Genomic DNA, 17230 nt, shown 5'->3' with positions numbered 1-17230 from the left:
GACCCAGGAGCGCCGGTTCCCGCTCATATGAGGTCTTACGCCAGAAGGCGGGAAAAACGGAATGCTTGAAAAGCTGGTCGCCTTTTGCCTCCGCTGGCCTTGGACAGTGGTTTTGCTCACTCTCTGTCTGACGGCGGGGGGCGCATATGTCACCGCTGAGCGGTTCGCCATCGATACGGAAACCGGAAATCTTTTCTCGCCAGATATTCCCTGGCGCAAGAATGAAGCGGCGCTCTACAAAGCCTTCCCAGACCTCCTCGACGTCATCGTCGTCGTCATCGACGGCAAGACCAGCGAAGAGGCCGACGACGCCGCGAAACGTCTCAACGCGGCGCTGCAGGGCCAGCCCCTCCTGTCGCGCGTCTGGCGCCCGGACGAGCACGAATATTTCCGCAAGAACGGCCTGTTGTTCCTGCCGGTCCCCGACATCGAAAAAAATGTCGGCGTCATGATCGGCCAGCGCGACGTTCTCGAACCGCTCGCCGAAGATCCAAGTTTGCGCGGCCTGTCGAGCGTGCTCGTCGGCAACTTCAAGTCCGCGTCCGGCAGCGAACGCGCGATGAAAATGTACATCAGCGGCGTCGAGCAGTTTTCCGCCGGGATCGAACAGGCGCTCGCTGGAAAACAGGCGGAGGTCGACTGGGGCAAGCTGCTGGCGTCGGGCGGAAGCGCGCCCGCCGCGCCTGAAATGGACAAGCGACGCATCGTGATCGCCAAGCCGGTCGTCGACTATTCCGATCTTCAGCCCGGCGCCGATGCGATCAGGCTGGTGCGAAAGACGGCGGCCGATCTGCGTCTCGACGAGGAACACGGAGTCAAGCTGCGCTTGACGGGTCAGGTGCCGCTCGCGGACGACGAATTCGCCACCATCTCGGAAAACATGACTCTCAACACCACTGGCACGCTCGCAGTGGTGACGCTCATTCTGTTCGCCGCGCTGCGTTCGCCAAAGCTCATTCTCGCTGTCCTCGCCACCCTGCTCGCAGGTCTCGCGATCACGTCGGGGCTCGGGATCTTGATGATCGGCCGCTTCAACCTGATCTCGGTCGCCTTCGCCGCGCTGTTCATCGGGCTTGGCGTCGACTTCGGCATTCAATTCGCGACCCGCTATCGCGAAGAACGGCACAACGACGACAATCTCGAACGCTCTCTGCTTTCCGCCACCCGCGGCATCGGCAGTTCGCTCACGCTCGCCGCGGTGTCGCTGCTCGCGGGCTTTTTCTGCTTTCTGCCGACTTCGTTCAGCGGCGTGTCCGAACTTGGACTCATCGCCGGCGTCGGCATGATTGTCGCCTATATCGCGACTCTCACGTTCCTGCCGGCGGCGATCAAGTTGCTGCGCCCGCGCGCGGAACATGTGCCGATCGCGACCACCTCGCTCGTCGCCGTTGACCACTGGATCGCGCATCACCGGGCCTTCGTGCTGATCGCCACGGCGATCGTCGTGCTCGCCGGCATGCCGGCGCTGATGCATCTGACCTTCGACTCCAATCCGATGAATCTGCGCGATCAGAAGGTCGAATCGGTCGCGACGTTTCTCGATCTCTCGAAGGACCCCAAGACGGCGCCCAACAAGATCGAGGTGCTCGCGCCGTCGCTCGAAGCCGCCCGCGAACTGGAAAAGAAGATCGAGGCGCTGCCTGAAGTCGATCACGTCGACTCGATCGACTCCTTGGTCCCCAAGGATCAGGACGACAAGCTCGCCCTCGTCGACATGGCGGTTTCGCAATTGCGCGGCGTGCTGAATCCCAAGATGAAATCGCCGCCAAGCGACGCCCAGACCATCAAGGCGCTGACGAACGCCGCCAAGGCGCTGCGCCGCGCGACGGCGAAGAAACCCATCCCCGCCGTGACGCGCTTCGCCGACGACCTCGACGCTCTCGCCAAGGCGAGCCCGGAGACGCGCGACATGGCGCGTCAGGCGGTGTTTGGCGGCTTCGACAAGATGCTCGGCGAAATCCGCCAGGCGCTGCAAGCGCGGCGCGTGACGATCGACACGCTGCCCGAGGATTTGCGTCGCGACTGGATTTCCGACACCGGCCTGGTGCGCCTCGAAGTGACGCCCAAGGGCGACAGCAACGACCGCGTCGTCATGACCGAATTCGCCCAAGCGATGCAAGCAATCGCGCCGGACGCGAGCGGTCCGCCGGTGATTGTGTCGGAAGCGCAAAAAACCATCACCCGCGCGTTTCTCGAAGCTGGACTTTACGCCTTTATCGCGATCTTCATCATCTTGGCGGTGGCGCTGCGCAATCCGCTCGACGTCGCCTTGACGCTGGGTCCGCTGGTGCTCGCCGGCATCATGAGCCTTCAGGCCGCCGACTTGCTCGGCATGTCGCTCAATTTCGCCAACATCATTGCGCTGCCGCTGATGTTCGGCGTCGGCGTCGCCTTCCACATCTATTATGTGATCGCTTGGAGAAAGGGCGTCGTCGACATGTTGGCGTCGAGCCTGACTCGCGCCATCTTTTTCAGTTCTCTGACGACGGGCACCGCTTTTGGCAGCTTGATCCTGTCGAGCCATCCCGGCACGGCGAGCATGGGGCAACTTCTCGCGATTGCGCTGTTCTTCACATTGCTCGCCGCCTTCATTATCGTGCCGGCGTTTCTTGGCCCGCCGCGCGCCCCAGCAACGGAGGCGGAGGAGGCTTGACGGAGTCGGCGTTCCGCCGTTCGCTACTTTGAGCGAATCATATTCAGCGCAACCGAACAGAGGTCCGGCGTCATGAGAAAAGCACTTCTACGCATCGCGATGGCGACGGCCCTCTGCGCCCCAACGGCGGCGTACGCCGTCGACGCCGTTTACGGCGTCTGGGTTCGCGAAGGACATCCGAACGACAAGCTGGAATTCTACGACTGCTCGGGCAAGCTTTGCGCCAAGGGAATCGAGGCGATGCCAGACGGCTCGCCGGCCCCGGAGGTCTTGCGCAACGCCGCCAAAACAACGCCCAACCACTGGGAGGGCGAGATCAACGATCCCGAGAGCGGCAAGACCTACATCGGCAAGATCGCGCTTGATTCGCCGACGTCGCTGACAATGACCGGCTGCCTCGTCGCCTTCCTGTGCCAGAGCGAGACCTGGACGAAAGTTTCCGGCCCGACCAAGCCGGCGGCCGACGCCAAGCCCGCCGGACAGCCTGCCGCCAAACCGGCCGCGCCCGCGTCGGACGCGAAGGAGCCTGCTGCGGCGAAACCCGCAGCCCATGAACCGGCGGCCAAGGAGACGGCGAAGCCTGCAGCAAAGGCGACGAAACCGGCGAAAGGCAAGACGGCCCCGCCCGCCCAGTAACGGCGCGCTCCGGCGCGCGGCGCGGCCTTACCGATAGGTAACTTGACCGTCGCGGCGCGCCGCGCGAGCTTAGAATTCACAGCTTTTCGCGCGTTGACGGCCATCGCGCGCCTCCCCGCCGCCCGCTTAGAGGCCCGCAACTCGTCGCGCGTCAGGTCTTCGGACCAGCGACAGCGAGTTCGCGAGGCGCAGAGACGAGCGACGGACCTTCCCGGCGGCTTCGCCGGCGCTTAAGGAAGAGGACGCTCGCGGCCGTTCCCGCGGCTCCTCTGGAGACGTCTGCTACGTGACCCCGCCCGCTCCGTCTCGCTCTTTTCGACCAGCGCTGGCGGCCGCCGCGACGCTCGCGGCGGCGCTCGCCGGCTGCGATCTTGAGTGGGACAAGCCCGATCTCTCGGCGCCGCCGCCGGCGCGGTTCATAGAGGCGAAGCCGCATCCGCAGCCGCCGATTTCCGGGGGACGCGATTTCGCCGCCAAATTCGGCTCGAAGGAGTTGATCGGACTCGTCGAGCGCGCGCTCGACGACAACCTCGACCTCGCGGCGGCGATCGCCCGCATCACCCAAGCCGACGCTCAGGCGCGCATTTCAAGCGCCGCGCAATGGCCGTCGGTCTCCATCACGAATATCGCCCGCACGACGCGGACTCCCGGCACGACGATCAACGTCGGCTCCGCAAGCGGCGGCTTCAATCCGGCGACCACGTCGAGCTCGAGTTCGACCTCTACCTCGAGCTCCGGCTTCCGCGCGCGCAATTTCGGCTTTTTCCAGCTTGGCCTGACCGCGAGCTATGAAGTGGACTTCTGGGGCAAGAACGAGGACGCGTCCATGGCCGCGCGCATCCTCGCCAACGTCTCGCGCTTCGACCGCGACGTCGTCGAAATCTCGACCGTCGCCGCCGTGCTGAACGCCTATTTCCAGGTGCTCACGGCCCAGGATCGTCTGCGCATCGCCCGCCAGAACGTCACGATCGCCCAGCAGGTCATGGACGCCATCAACGCAAGGCTCGAAGTGGGCGTGGCGACCGTGCTCGACACGTCGCAGCAGCAAACCATCCTTGCCCAGCAACAGGCGACCATTCCGCCGCTCGAACAGACCCTGCGCCAGACCCGCAACAACCTGGCGGTGCTGCTGGGACAGACGCCCGAAAGCATGACCATCACTGGCGGATCGCTGACCCGGTTGAACTTTCCTCGGATTGCGCCGGGTCTGCCGTCGGAAGTGCTGCTGCGCCGCCCCGACGTCGCCGAAGCGGAAGCGCGACTCGCGTCGCAGGAATTTTCAGTGCTGCAGGCGCGGGCCGCCTTTTTCCCGTCTCTAACCTTGACCAGCCTCTATGGGTTCCAGAGCGCGATGCTCTCGACGCTGCTTTTGCGGCCGGACGCCATCGCCATACAGCTCGCCGGAACGATCACGCAGCCGGTGTTCGACGGATGGAACCTGCAGGGGCAATACGACCTGCAGAAAGGCCGCTACTCGGAACTCGCGGCGCTTTACCGCAAGCAAATTCTGACGGCGTTGTCCGATACCGAGAACGCGCTGATTGCAATACGCGAGACGGACCGCCAGATGAAGTTCCTGAGCGTCGCGGTGACGGCCGCCCGCCGCGCATTGGAGGCGGCGGAAATGACTCTGCGGGAAGGGACAATCGACATCGTGACGCTGGCGCAGACGCAGACGAGTTATTTCCAGACGCAGGAACAGCTCGCCATCGCGCGGCTCTCTCATTTTCAGGCGGCGACGAGCCTCTATCAGGCGCTCGGCGGCGGCTGGGGCCCGACGACCCGCGAAATCGAGATCGCCCGCTCCAACGCGGCCTATGAAGCCGACAGGGGACCATGGCCATGACCCGCGTCAGCCGAAGGACGCTGCTCGCGATCGGCGCGCTCGCGCTCGCCGTCGCCCTGGGCTGGGCGTATCAGGCCGGAAAGATTCCCGGATTCGGCGCTAGGGATCCGGGTCCCGGCGCGGCGCGCTCCGGCGGTCCGCGCGGCGATCGCGCCATTACGGTCACGGCGGCGAAGACGCGCCTCGACGACGTTCCCGTCACCATTGACGCCGTCGGCACCGTGCAGGCGCTCAACACGGTGACGATCCGCACGCAGGTCGACGGGCGGCTGCTGCGCCTCGCCTTCACCGAGGGACAGGATGTCCGCAAGGGCGACATATTGGCCGAAATCGATCCGGCGCTCTATCAGGCGCAATATGATCAGGCGGTCGCCAAGAAGGCGCAGGACGAGGCCAATCTCGCCAACGCCCGCGTCGATCTCGCGCGCTATGAAAGACTCGTCGTCGGCAATTTTGCGTCCAAGCAGCAGCACGCCACCCAGAAGGCGACCGTCGCTCAGCTCGAAGCGCTGGTGCGGGCCGACAAGGCGGCGATCGACAACGCCAAGACGACGCTCGACTACGCGACGATCCGCTCGCCGATCGACGGGCGCGCCGGCATCCGGCTCGTCGACGTCGGCAATATTCTGCACGCCTCGGACCAGACCGGCATTGTCGTCATCACGCAACTCAAGCCGATCTATGTCGTATTCACCCTGCCTCAGCAGGCGCTGCCCGCGGTGCAGAAGGCGCAAGCTCAGGGAAGGGCCAAGGTTTCGGCGCTCGGTCCGGACAATGCGACGCCGATCGAAATCGGAGAGCTAAGCGTCATCGATAATCAGATCGACCAGCAGACGGGAACGGTGCGCATCAAAGCCACCTTTGCGAATCAATCGCTGTCGCTCTGGCCCGGCCAATTCGTCAATGTGCGGTTGATGCTCGACACGCTGAATAATGTTATCGTGACCCCGAGTCCGGCAGTGCAGCGTGGGCCGAACGGGGCTTTCGTCTATGTGGCGGGCCCTGACGATATCGCGACAATGCGCGAGGTGACGACGGGTCGCCAGGACGAGAAAATCGCAGTCATCGTTTCCGGGCTTCAGCCCGGCGAGGTCGTCATCACAAGCGGCTTCTCGCGGCTGACGGACGGCGCAAAAATTCAGATCATGAATGCGCCATCGGCTGCAAGCGCCGAAGATGTCGGCGCCAGCGGCGAAGACCAGCGCTCAAACGCGGCGCGCGGAGCGCCGCCCCGACGCACGCGAGGCAATCGAACGCAAAAATGAACGTATCTGCGCCCTTCATCCGCCGGCCGGTGGCGACGTCGCTTCTAGCGTTCGCCGTGCTGCTGTTTGGCGTGATGGGGTATTTGCGACTTCCGGTCTCGCCGCTTCCGCAGGTCGATTTTCCGACCATTCAGGTGACGACGCAGCTCCCCGGCGGCAATCCCGATACGATCGCATCGCTGGTGACGGCGTCGCTCGAACGGCAGTTCGGCCAGATCCCGTCGCTGACCAGCATGTCGTCGCAGAGTTCTTTCGGGCTCTCGCAGATCACGCTGCAATTCGATCTCGACCGCAACATCGACGCCGCCGCGCAAGACGTTCAGGCGGCGATCAACGCCGCCGCCTCGACGCTGCCGCGCAATCTCCCCTATCCGCCGGTTTACGCCAAGGTCAATCCCGCCGACACGCCGATCCTGACGCTGACGCTGCGTTCAAAGACCGCCACCCTGCGTGATTTGAGCGATCGCGCCGATACGCTGATCGCGCCGCAGCTCTCGCAGGTTTCCGGAGTCGGCCGCGTGTCGGTGCAGGGCGGCGTCCGGCCGGCCGTGCGCATACAGGCCGATCTTGGGCGCCTGGCGGCCAATCGCATCGGCATGGAGGATTTGCGCCTCGCCATCGCCTCGGCGAACATCGCCGGCGCCAAGGGCTCGCTTGACGGCAGCCGACAGTCTTACATGCTGGACGCCAACGACCAGATTCTGCACGCGAGTCAATACAACAACATCATCGTCGCCTGGCGCAACGGCGCGCCGGTGATGCTTCGCGACGTGGCTCACGTCATCGACGGACTGGAGAACGCGCGCGTCGGCGGCTGGCACAATGGCGAGCAGACGGTCGTTCTCGACGTGTTGCGCCAGCCCGGCGCCAACATCATCAACACGGTCGAGCTGGTCAAGAGCGAACTGCCGCAGATTCAGCGGGCGCTTCCCGCCGGCATGTCTCTGGAGATCGTCAACGACCGCACCGTAACGATCCGCGCCTCGATTTTCGAGGTGCAGCTGACGCTTGTCATCGCCTCGGCGCTCGTCGTGCTCGTCGTGCTGATGTTCCTGCGGAGCTGGCGGGCGACGATCATCGCCGGCGTCAGCCTGCCGCTCTCGATCATCGCCACATTCGCGATCATGTGGGCCGCCGGCTTCTCGCTCGACAATCTGTCGCTGATGGCGCTGACCATCGGCACGGGCTTCATCGTCGACGACGCGATCGTGATGATCGAGAACATCGTGCGCAATATCGAGGAAGGCAAAGCGCCGCGTCAGGCCGCGCTCGACGGCGCGCGCCAAATCGGATTCACCGTCGTATCGCTCACCGTCTCGCTTATCGCCGTCTTTATACCGCTGCTGTTCATGACCGGCATCGTCGGACGGATGTTCCGCGAATTCGCGCTGACGCTGACGATCGCCGTCGTGGTTTCGGCGGTGATCTCGCTCACGCTGACGCCAATGCTTTGTGCGGCGCTGCTGCGGATGGCGCCGCCGCACGGACAATCGCGATGGGAGACGCTTTCGCTGGCGCTCGACCGCGCTTATCAGGTCTCGCTCGATTGGGCGCTCAAGCGCGAGACATTCATGCTTGCGCTCACCGTCGCGACTCTGGCGCTCACCATCGCGCTCTACGCCGTCATTCCCAAAGGCTTCCTGCCGCGGCAGGACACCGGCGTGCTGTCGGCGGTCATGGAAGCTTCGTCGGACGCGTCCTTCGATAAGATGACGGCGCTGCAGGCGAAGATCGCCGAAGAGTTTCGCCGCGACCCGGACGTGAGCGGCGTGACATCGGTGCTCGGCGTCGGCCCGCTCAATGCGACGACCAATGTCGCGCGACTCACCGTGATGCTGCGTCCGCATGGCGAGCGCCGGGAGAACGCCGAAAAGATCGCCGACCGTCTGAAGGCGGCGGGCGAACGAACGCCGGGCGTCACGCTTTACGTCCAGCCGGTTCAAGACATCCAGATTACGACGCGGCCAAGCCGGTCCCAGTTTCAATATACGCTGACCGCCGCCGACGCCGGCGAATTGCTGACATGGTCCGGCCGATTGCTCGATCAGCTGCGCATGACCCCGGGCTTGCGCAACGTCGCCGCCGAAACGCAGGAGGGCGGCTTGCGCACGCTCATGCGAATCGACCGCGACAAAATGGGGCGGCTCGGCATTACGGCGCAAAATGTCGACGACGCGCTGAACGACGCCTTCGGGCAGCGGCAGATTTCGATGATTTACACGCAGTCGAATCAATATCGCGTCATTCTTGAAGCTGCGCCTCAATATCTGCGCGACCCGTCGGCTTTGGAGAAGCTTTATGTCGCGCCGATTGGCGGCGGACCGCAGACGCCGCTTGCGACCTTTGCGCGCCTGGAAAATCTCTCCGCGCCGCTTTCCGTTGCGCATCAGGATCAATTTCCAGCCTCGACGATCAGTTTCGATCTAGCCGAGGGCTATTCGCTCGGCGACGCGGTGAAAATGATCGCCAACGCGGAAGCCGCGATCGGCATGCCGTCGTCAATCGTCGGCGTATTCAGCGCCGACGCCGCCGAATTCAACAAGTCGCTGGCGAGCCAACCGTGGCTCATTCTCGCGGCGATCGTGTCGATCTATATCGTGCTCGGCGTTCTTTACGAAAGCTTCGCCCATCCCTTCACCGTGCTGACGACTCTGCCTTCGGCGGGCGTCGGCGCGCTGCTCGCGCTGCTCGCCTTGCACATCGAAATGTCCATTGTCGCGCTGATCGGCGTCGTTCTGCTGATGGGCATCGTCAAGAAGAACGCGATCATGATGATCGACTTCGCGCTGGACGCCGAGCGCGACGAGGGACTCTCGGCGCGTGACGCGATCGTGCGCGCCTGCCATCTGCGCTTCCGTCCCATCATGATGACGACGCTTGCCGCGCTCTTCGGCGCGCTGCCGCTCGCGCTCTCGCATGGTCCGGGCAGCGAGTTGCGCATTCCGCTGGGCGTCGCGATCATCGGCGGCCTGCTGCTCTCGCAGGCGCTGACGCTTTACACGACGCCGGTCATCTATCTCGCCGTGGAGCGGCTGCGCGTCCGGCTCTCGCCGCCGGCGCAGCCGCCCGCCGCCGAGGAGTTCAAGCCGTTCGGCCAACTGCCGAAGCCGCCGACCCGCGAGGCCGCCGAGTGAACGTCTCCGCGCCCTTCATCACGCGGCCGGTCGCGACGACGCTGCTTGCCGGCGCGTTGTTTCTGATGGGAGCCGTCGCCTATTTTTTCCTGCCGGTCGCGAGCCTGCCGGAGGTGGATTTTCCGATCATCGGCATCTCCGCCCAGCGCCCCGGCGCCGATCCGGGGACGATGGCGGCGTCGGTCGCGGCGCCGCTCGAACGTCGCCTGTCCACCATCTCCGGCCTGAATGAGTTGACGTCGACCAATTCGCTCGGTTCGACTCAGATCATCGCCCAGTTCGACATCTCGCGGCCGATCGACGCCGCGGCGCGCGACGTGCAGGCGGCGCTCAACGCCGCGCTCACCGACCTGCCGACCGACCTGCCAATGATGCCGACCTATCGCAAGGCAAGCCAATCCGGCATGCCCGTGCTCGTGCTGGCGATGACCTCCGACACATTGCCGACGAGCGCCATTTTCGATGCGGTCGACTCCGTGATGCTGCAGCGCGTGTCGCAGGTTCCGGGCGTCGGCGAGGCGCGCCTCGCCGGCGCCGAGCAGCCAGCGATCCGGGTCCAGGTCGACAGCGCGCGGCTCGCCGCCATGGGGCTCGGCGTCGACGCCGTCGCCAATGCGCTCAACGCCGCCAACGCCCACTCCTCCGTAGGCGCGCTGGGCGGCGATGCGCGGGAGATCACGCTCGCCACGACCGATCAGCTGTCGACGCCCGACGACTATCGCAACATCGTGATCGCATCGCGCAATGGGGCGGTGGTCAAGCTCGGCGACGTCGCCACGGTCGAGCTCGGCGCCAAAAACCGCAACGCCGCCGGCTGGTTCAACGGCAAGTCGGCCGTGCTGCTTATCGTCACCAAACAACCCAACGCCAATGTGATCGAAACGGTCGATCAGATTAAGGCGCTGTTGCCGCGGCTGCAGGAATGGATACCGAGCGGCATCAAGATCAACGTCCTCGCCGACCGCACGCAAACCATTCGCGCCAGCATTCACGACATTCAGCGCACGCTGGCGATCTCCGTCCTGCTGGTGATGATTGTCGTCTACGTCTTTCTGCGCCGTTCGACGCCGGTCATCGCCGCCGGCGTCACCGTGCCACTGTCGCTGGTCGGCACGTGCGCGGCGATGTGGGCCGTCGGTTTCTCGCTCGATAATCTATCGCTGATGGCCCTGACGGTTTCGGTCGGCTTCGTCGTCGACGACGCCATCGTCATGATCGAAAACATCCAAAGCAACGCCGAGCGCGGTCTGAACCGCATGGAAGCGGCGCTGGTGGGCGCGAAGCAGATCGGCTTCACCGTGCTTTCGATCAGCCTCTCGCTCGTCGCCGTCTTTATACCGCTGCTCTTCATGGAAGGCGTGATGGGCCGGCTGCTGCGCGAATTCTCCTGGACGCTGACGTTCGCGATTGCGATTTCAACCGTCATCTCCCTGACAGTGACGCCGATGATCTGCGCGCGCTTGCCTGCGCATCGCGAGAAGCCGCCGTCGCGCTTCGATCGGATCGTCGAAGGCGCTCTCGACACAGTGGTCGATTTGTATGCGCGCAGCCTGCGGCCGGTGATCGATCATCCGTGGGCCACCCTTATCGTCGTGGTCATCTCGATCGCCTGGACGGTGCGTCTCTACCAGACCATCCCCAAGGGCACGCTGCCCCAAGACGATATCGGCCTGATCAATGGAACCACCGAGGCGTCTGGCGACGTGTCCTTCGCCGAGATGGAGCGGCTGCAAAGGCTCGCGTCCGATACGCTGCTCGCTGATCCGGATGTGGCCAATGTCGGCTCGTTTATCGGCGCCAAAAGCTTGACCGCCTCGATGAATCAGGGCCGGCTGTTCGTCTCCTTGAAGCCGGCGGACGAACGGCGCGCGTCGAGCAAGGAGGTGATCGCGCGCCTGCGCGGCCAATTCGCGAAAATTCCCGGCCTTAGCGTGTATATGGTGCCTTCCCAGGATTTGCGGGCGGGCGGGCGGCTCAGCAAGGCGCAATATCAGTTCACGCTGTCGAGCCCGTCGGTGGAGATCCTCGAAGAGTGGCGCGACAAGGTGCTGGCGCGCCTGAAGCAGGCGCCCGAGCTTGTCGACGTGACCACCGATCAGGAGCGCGGCGGCCTTCGCGCCAAGATCGTCATCGATCGCAACGCCGCCTCGCGCATGAATGTGCAGATCGCCGCCATCGACGCGGCGCTGAATAGCGCCTTCGGCCAGCGGCAGGACGCGATCATCTATACTCAGCGCAACCAATATCGCGTGATCTACGAAACGCCGCCCGAACGGCAGCGGGACATTCGCGACCTCGCCGGAGTCTACGTGTCGTCGACGACCGGCGAGCAGATTCCGCTGACCGCGCTCGCCCATATCGAGCGCAGCGCGACGCCGCTCGTCGTCAATCATCAGGGCGTGGTGCCGGCGACGACCATTTCCTACAATGTCGCGCCCGGCTACAGTCTCGACGCGACCGTCGCGGCGATCGAGACAGCGATTGCGGAACTCAACCCGCCGGGCGGCCTGCGCGCCGAATTCGCAGGCGACGTCGCGGATTTCCGCAAGGTGGCGGCGGGCATGGCGGCGCTGATCATCGCCGCTCTGCTTTCGGTCTACATCATTCTCGGCATTCTCTACGAAAGCCTCATCCATCCGATCACGATCATCTCGACGCTGCCGTCCGCCGGTCTCGGCGCGCTGCTGTCGCTCGAACTCTTCGGCGTCGAATTCACGATCATCGCTTTCATCGGCATTTTGCTGCTGATCGGCATCGTCAAGAAGAACGGCATCATGCTCGTCGACTTCGCCTTGCAAGCGGAGCGCGACGGCGGCATGTCCGTGCATGACGCGGCGCTCGCGGCGGCGCGCGAACGCTTCCGTCCCATTCTGATGACGACGCTCGCCGCGATTTTCGGCGCGCTGCCGCTCGCCTTCGCGACCGGGATCGGCGCCGAACTGCGGCGTCCGCTCGGGATCACCATCGTCGGCGGATTGCTGCTCAGCCAGGCGCTGACGCTCTACACGACGCCGGTGATCTATCTGCTGATGAGCAGGCTCAGGCGCAAGAAGCCAGCGGCGCCAGCGCAGCAGCGCATCACGCCGCTAAAAGCCCACGGCGCTTGAAGTTAGAGCGCGCCGCGAAAAAGCGGACGCCGATTTTTCGCGTAAAGCGCGCTCTAAGTTTTTGGAATCGATCATGTCATCTGCGTTTGGGCGATTCCGCCTAAACGCAGCGTGATCTAGTGGGCTGGCGCTTGCGGCGTTTCGAAGAAGAAGCGCAACACCTGGGCCGCGCCGCAATCCTCGATCGGGATATGCCAGAACTTCGAATCGAGATCCGGAAACCGCTCCATCGGCAGCTGGATCTGCGTCAGCGGCGCGTGATTGTCGAAGCCGCGCAGCATGGCGCGTTCGAACAATTTCAGCAGCTGCTCTTCGCAGTCTGGCACTTCCGTGACGGTGAGAATGATGTTGTTGGCGAGGGGGAAGTCTTTCTCGAACAGCTGTTCCAAATTAACCGGCGCCATGTTCGCGTCTCCGACGCCCCTAAGTGGAGCTTCGACTATCAGGCGGTTCCTACGCTCCAACCCTTGCACGCATCACGTTAAAAAACGAACTACGCTAACAGGTTGTCGATCGGTGTCCACAGGAAAGCCGGGCTCAGCCTTTCAGTTATTTAAGGCGGGTTTGTGGACTCGGCCAGTTCTCCCCAGCTGTCCTCGAAGATCAGATTCTCCAAAGGCAGACGCGAGGCCCAGCGTTTCGCTTCAAGCTCCGGCAGCGTATAGGCCTGCGCGACATAGCCGACGCAGAGATAGGCGACGATCGCTATCTCTTTGGGAATCCTGAAGATCTGGCGCAGATCGGCGTCCCTGACGATGCTCACCCAGCCGACGCCGACGCCTTCGGCGCGCGCCGCCAGCCAAAGATTCTGAACAGCGCAGGCGGTGCTTAAAATATCCGTATCGGGCTGCTGCGTGCGCCCGAGGCCGGTCGCGCCGAACCGCGCGCGATCGCAGGTGACGCAGATATTGAGCGGGGCTTTCATGATCCCCTGCAGCTTGAGGCTGCGATAGAGGGAGCGACGCTCCGGCTCCAGCGCCTGCTCCTCGGCTTCGCAGGCGCGCTGAAAGGCCGCATAGGCGGCGCGCCGCTTCTCGACGTCCCGGATGACGATGAAGTTCCATGGCTGCATGAAACCGACGGAGGGCGCATGATGCGCCGCGTCCAGGATGCGCAGCAGAACGTCGCGCGGCACGTCTTCCGGCAGGAATTCGTCACGCACGTCGCGGCGTGCGTGGATGACCCGATAGATCGCGGCGCGTTCGGCGCCGCTGAAGGCGCCGGCGGGCGCCAGATCCGCTGGCTTCTCGTCCGTCTTCTTCGGCGCATCAACCGCCATCGACGCTCTCCAGCGCGGCGGCAAGCCGCGACCAGGCGGACTCATTTGGCGGCAGACCGAACCTCAGCCAGTCCGGCCTGTCGGCGAAGCCTCGGGTCAATATGCCGCGTGCGGCGAGACGCGCAAACCAGCGGGAGGCTTGCGGATTCGCCGCCAGGCGAAATAGCGTCGTTCCGCCCATGATGTGAAAACCGGCTTGCGTCAAAAGCGCGTCGAGGCGCGCAGCGTCGCCCGCGCAAGCTCGCGCGGCGCCTGTACGCCATGCTTGATCCGCAAGCGCGCGGGCGCCGATGGCGAGCGCCGGTCCCGAAACCGCCCAGGGTCCGAGCGTGGCGCGCAGCGTCGCCCCGCGCGCGCGCGAACAGAGCGCGAAGCCGAGCCGCAATCCGGGAAGTCCGTAAGCCTTGCCGAAGGAGCGCAGCACAACGAGGCCATCGTTCTGCGCGAAACGCGCGACGCTCGCTTCCGGCGTGAAATCCATGAAGGATTCGTCGACGATCAGCAGACGGCCGCGCTGCGACATCTGCGTAGCGGCGGACAAAATGTCCCGCGGCTCGACCACGCGTCCGTCCGGATTATTGGGATTGACGATCACGCCGACGTCGGCGTCCACAAGCGCGTCCAATGTTTCCACCATATCGACCTGTGCGCCCGATGCCGCCCAACAGGCGGCGTGTTCGGCATAGGTGAAGCCGAGGATCGCGACCCGTTGGGCCGGGAAAACGCGCGGAAGCAGCTGAATGAAAGCTTGCGCGCCGCCGCCCGCGACGATTTCCACGCCAGAGGGCGCGCCATAAGCGCGCCGCGCGGCGCTGTCGAGCGCGGCGAAAGCGTCATCGTCGGGAAGGCGCGTGAAAATCTCATCGGCGAGCGGCGGCAGCGGATAGGCGCGCGGATTGACGCCCGTCGACAGATCGATCCAGGGCTGCGGCGCGTCGGGAAAAAGGCGCCGCGCGGCGTCTAACCGCCCGCCATGCGCGACGAGCGGCGGCGCGCCGATTGCCGAGTGCGCCGTCATCGCGCCATCTCCCACAGCGCGTCGAGATCGATATGGCGCGCGCAATGCGCCGCCAGCGCGTCGAGCGTCTCTTCGATCGACTCCTCGTAACGCAACGACGATTGCGGCGCGCCAAGCATGCGCAGCAGCGACGCGCGCAAGCAATCGTCCGCGAAGATTCCATGCGCATAGGCGCCCGCCACGCGCCCGTCGCATGAGCTCGCGCCATCCGCGCGCCCGTCCGCCAGTTGGAGCGCCGGCCGCGCGCAGTCGGATCCGGCCGTTGCGCCGACATGCATTTCGTAGCCGCAGAACGGCGCGTCGAAAAGCGGCGCATGGCCGCTGACCGGGGCCAGCGCTTTTTCTCTCGTCAGCGTCGTTTCAATATCGAGGAGACCCAATCCCTGCGCTTCGCCGGCGGCGCCTTCGACGCCCAGCGGATCGCGGATGACGCGGCCCAGCATCTGATAGCCGCCGCAAACGCCGAAGACGCGGCCGCCGCGACGGACATGCGCGAGAATGTCGACGTCCCAGCCATTGTCGCGCAGCGCCGCCAGATCGGCGATGGTCGCTTTCGATCCCGGCAGGATGACGAGTTGCGTTTCCGGCGGCAGCGGCTCTCCATCCTTGAGGAAGACCACGCGCACGCCGGGTTCGGCTTTCAGCGGATCGAGATCGTCGAAATTGGCGATATGCGGCAGGAGCGGAACGGCGATCGTCACGCCGCTGCGCTGATCATGGCCTTGCATGCGCAACCCGAAAGCGTCCTCGGCCGGAAGCCGCGCGGCGGCTTCGAAAAAAGGCACGAGGCCGAGCGAACGCCAGCCCGTCCGCGCTTCGACGAAGCGCAGGCCATCGTCGAACAGCGAGGCGTCGCCGCGAAACTTGTTGACGATGAACCCCTCGATCATCGCCGCGTCGTCGTCGCCGAGCGCCGCCTTGCAGCCGACAAGTTGCGCAATCACGCCGCCGCGGTCGATGTCGCCGACCAGCACGACCGGAACGTCGGCTTCACGGGCGAAGCCCATATTGGCGATATCGTTCTTGCGCAGATTGATTTCGGCGGCGCTGCCGGCGCCTTCGACGACGACAAGCTCGGCGTCGGCCCTCAAGCGCGCGTAGCTTTCGAGCACAGGCCGCATCAGGCGCGGCTTCAAATCCTGGTAGTCGCGCGCCTTCGCCTGGCCGACGACGCGTCCCTGCACGATGATTTGCGCGCCCGACGCGCCTTGCGGTTTGAGCAGCACGGGATTCATGTCGATGCGAGGCGTAAGCCGCGCGGCGCGCGCCTGCAAGGCCTGGGCCCGGCCGATCTCGCCGCCGTCGCTCGTCACCGCGGCGTTGTTCGACATGTTTTGCGGCTTGAAGGGCGCGACCCTGACGCCGCGATTCACGAAGGCGCGCGCGAGCCCGGCGACGAGCAGCGACTTGCCGACGTCGGAGCCCGTGCCCTGGATCATCACCGTGCGGCTCATGACGCGAGGAAAGCCATCGCCGCGTCGATGCTATGCGTCGTCGCGGCGTCTGCGCTCGCCGGACGGGCGATCATGACGACGTCAAGCCCGAGCGCCCGCGCCGCTTCGATCTTGGCGTAGGCGAGCGCGCCGCCGCTGTTCTTGGCGACGACGATCTCGATGCGCCCCTCGCGCATCAGCGCGATCTCATCCTCGAGCGCGAAGGGACCGCGGCCGAAGATCACCTCGCAGGAGGGCGGCAGATCGCCGGCCTGCGGCGGCTCGATCACCCGCAGGACATAGTCATGCTGCGGCGCAACGCGAAAATCCGCGACGCCTTGCCGGCCGATCGCGAGAAAGACCCGGCGCGGCGCGGCGCCGAGCGCGCGCGCCGCCGCGGCGTTGTCGTCGACGTCGATCCAGCGATCGCCCGGGTCGGCGACCCATGGCGGGCGCGTCAGGACGAGCAGCGGCAAGCCGGCGGCGGCGCAGGCGGCCCGGGCGTTGGCGGAGATGCGCGCGGCGAAGGGATGCGTCGCGTCGACGACATGCGAGACGCCCTCCTCGACGAGATAGCGCGTCAATCCTTCGACGCCGCCGAAGCCGCCCACGCGAAGCGGCAGATCATGCGCGACCGGCGCGCTGGTGCGGCCGGCGAGCGAAATGACGCCATCAAGTCGCGGATCGGCGGCGATGCGCGTCGCAAGCGCGCGCGCTTCGCTCGAGCCGCCGAGCACGAGCGCCCGGCGGCGAGACGCTGCGTTGGGAATCGCCGAAGCCGGGAGCGCTTCCTTTACGCCAATGTCCGTCGTTTCCTTCACGCCACAACAACCAGTCAAAGTTTTCCACGCCCGTCATT

The 17230-nt window shown here is 65.1% G+C and carries 11 protein-coding genes; 6 read left to right on the top strand and 5 right to left on the bottom strand.

The annotated features are described in order from the left end of the window. The first annotated feature begins 61 nt into the window (after positions 1-61). From BN69_RS14215 to BN69_RS14185, 6 genes are all read left to right on the top strand, one after another. Entirely contained in the window at positions 62-2653 is a 2592-nt protein-coding gene (locus tag BN69_RS14215) for an MMPL family transporter (protein ID WP_014892328.1), read from the top strand. A gap of 72 nt (positions 2654-2725) precedes the next feature. Next, positions 2726-3289, top strand: a complete 564-nt coding sequence (locus tag BN69_RS14210) for a DUF2147 domain-containing protein (protein WP_014892327.1) — start codon at positions 2726-2728, stop codon at positions 3287-3289. A 286-nt stretch (positions 3290-3575) separates the two neighbouring features. After that, positions 3576-5135 carry an efflux transporter outer membrane subunit gene (locus BN69_RS14200; protein ID WP_014892326.1) on the top strand — a complete coding sequence of 520 codons (1560 nt, stop codon included), beginning with the start codon at positions 3576-3578 and terminating at the stop codon, positions 5133-5135. Beyond that, positions 5132-6400 (top strand): efflux RND transporter periplasmic adaptor subunit, encoded by a 1269-nt coding sequence (locus tag BN69_RS14195; RefSeq protein WP_014892325.1) that lies wholly within the window; start codon positions 5132-5134, stop codon positions 6398-6400. Before BN69_RS14200 ends, BN69_RS14195 begins: the two co-directional genes overlap by 4 nt. Continuing rightward, positions 6397-9534: an efflux RND transporter permease subunit gene (locus BN69_RS14190; protein ID WP_014892324.1), complete on the top strand. Its 3138-nt coding sequence runs from the start codon at positions 6397-6399 to the stop codon at positions 9532-9534. The genes BN69_RS14195 and BN69_RS14190 overlap by 4 nt, the downstream gene beginning before the upstream one ends. After that, a complete protein-coding gene (locus BN69_RS14185) occupies positions 9531-12641 on the top strand; it encodes an efflux RND transporter permease subunit (protein WP_014892323.1) in 3111 nt (1036 codons plus the stop codon). Before BN69_RS14190 ends, BN69_RS14185 begins: the two co-directional genes overlap by 4 nt. A gap of 116 nt (positions 12642-12757) precedes the next feature. Here BN69_RS14185 and BN69_RS14180 read toward each other — a convergent pair whose 3' ends face one another. The 5 genes from BN69_RS14180 to BN69_RS14160 form a co-directional block, all read right to left on the bottom strand. Further along, on the bottom strand, positions 12758-13045 hold the full coding sequence (locus BN69_RS14180; RefSeq protein ID WP_014892322.1) for a hypothetical protein: 288 nt from the start codon (positions 13043-13045) through the stop codon (positions 12758-12760). 149 nt (positions 13046-13194) lie between these two features. Further along, on the bottom strand, positions 13195-13920 hold the full coding sequence (gene bluB / locus BN69_RS14175; protein ID WP_014892321.1) for a 5,6-dimethylbenzimidazole synthase: 726 nt from the start codon (positions 13918-13920) through the stop codon (positions 13195-13197). After that, complete coding sequence (cobD, locus tag BN69_RS14170; protein ID WP_014892320.1) at positions 13910-14938, bottom strand: threonine-phosphate decarboxylase CobD; 1029 nt, start codon at positions 14936-14938, stop codon at positions 13910-13912. Before cobD ends, bluB begins: the two co-directional genes overlap by 11 nt. Next, the gene (locus BN69_RS14165; RefSeq protein WP_041926983.1) at positions 14935-16392 is read right to left on the bottom strand and encodes a cobyric acid synthase; all 1458 of its coding nucleotides are present in this window, start codon (positions 16390-16392) and stop codon (positions 14935-14937) included. The genes cobD and BN69_RS14165 overlap by 4 nt, the downstream gene beginning before the upstream one ends. Further along, positions 16389-17192 (bottom strand): cobalt-precorrin-6A reductase, encoded by an 804-nt coding sequence (locus BN69_RS14160; RefSeq protein WP_014892318.1) that lies wholly within the window; start codon positions 17190-17192, stop codon positions 16389-16391. The genes BN69_RS14165 and BN69_RS14160 overlap by 4 nt, the downstream gene beginning before the upstream one ends. Positions 17193-17230 lie beyond the last annotated feature (38 nt).

The organism is Methylocystis sp. SC2 (genome assembly GCF_000304315.1).
Classification (GTDB): domain Bacteria; phylum Pseudomonadota; class Alphaproteobacteria; order Rhizobiales; family Beijerinckiaceae; genus Methylocystis.
Note: the sequence above shows the minus strand (reverse complement) of the source record. Positions and strands in the feature narration are given on the sequence as shown.

What these genes read in the sequence shown, in the direction of transcription:
- BN69_RS14215 (WP_014892328.1), top strand. Translation starts at nt 62, where the DNA reads ATGCTTGAAAAGCTGGTCGCCTTTTGCCTCCGCTGGCCTTGGACAGTG.
- BN69_RS14190 (WP_014892324.1), top strand. Translation starts at nt 6,397, where the DNA reads ATGAACGTATCTGCGCCCTTCATCCGCCGGCCGGTGGCGACGTCGCTT.
- BN69_RS14210 (WP_014892327.1), top strand. Translation starts at nt 2,726, where the DNA reads ATGAGAAAAGCACTTCTACGCATCGCGATGGCGACGGCCCTCTGCGCC.
- bluB (WP_014892321.1), bottom strand. Translation starts at nt 13,920, where the DNA reads ATGGCGGTTGATGCGCCGAAGAAGACGGACGAGAAGCCAGCGGATCTG.
- BN69_RS14180 (WP_014892322.1), bottom strand. Translation starts at nt 13,045, where the DNA reads ATGGCGCCGGTTAATTTGGAACAGCTGTTCGAGAAAGACTTCCCCCTC.
- BN69_RS14195 (WP_014892325.1), top strand. Translation starts at nt 5,132, where the DNA reads ATGACCCGCGTCAGCCGAAGGACGCTGCTCGCGATCGGCGCGCTCGCG.
- cobD (WP_014892320.1), bottom strand. Translation starts at nt 14,938, where the DNA reads ATGACGGCGCACTCGGCAATCGGCGCGCCGCCGCTCGTCGCGCATGGC.
- BN69_RS14165 (WP_041926983.1), bottom strand. Translation starts at nt 16,392, where the DNA reads ATGAGCCGCACGGTGATGATCCAGGGCACGGGCTCCGACGTCGGCAAG.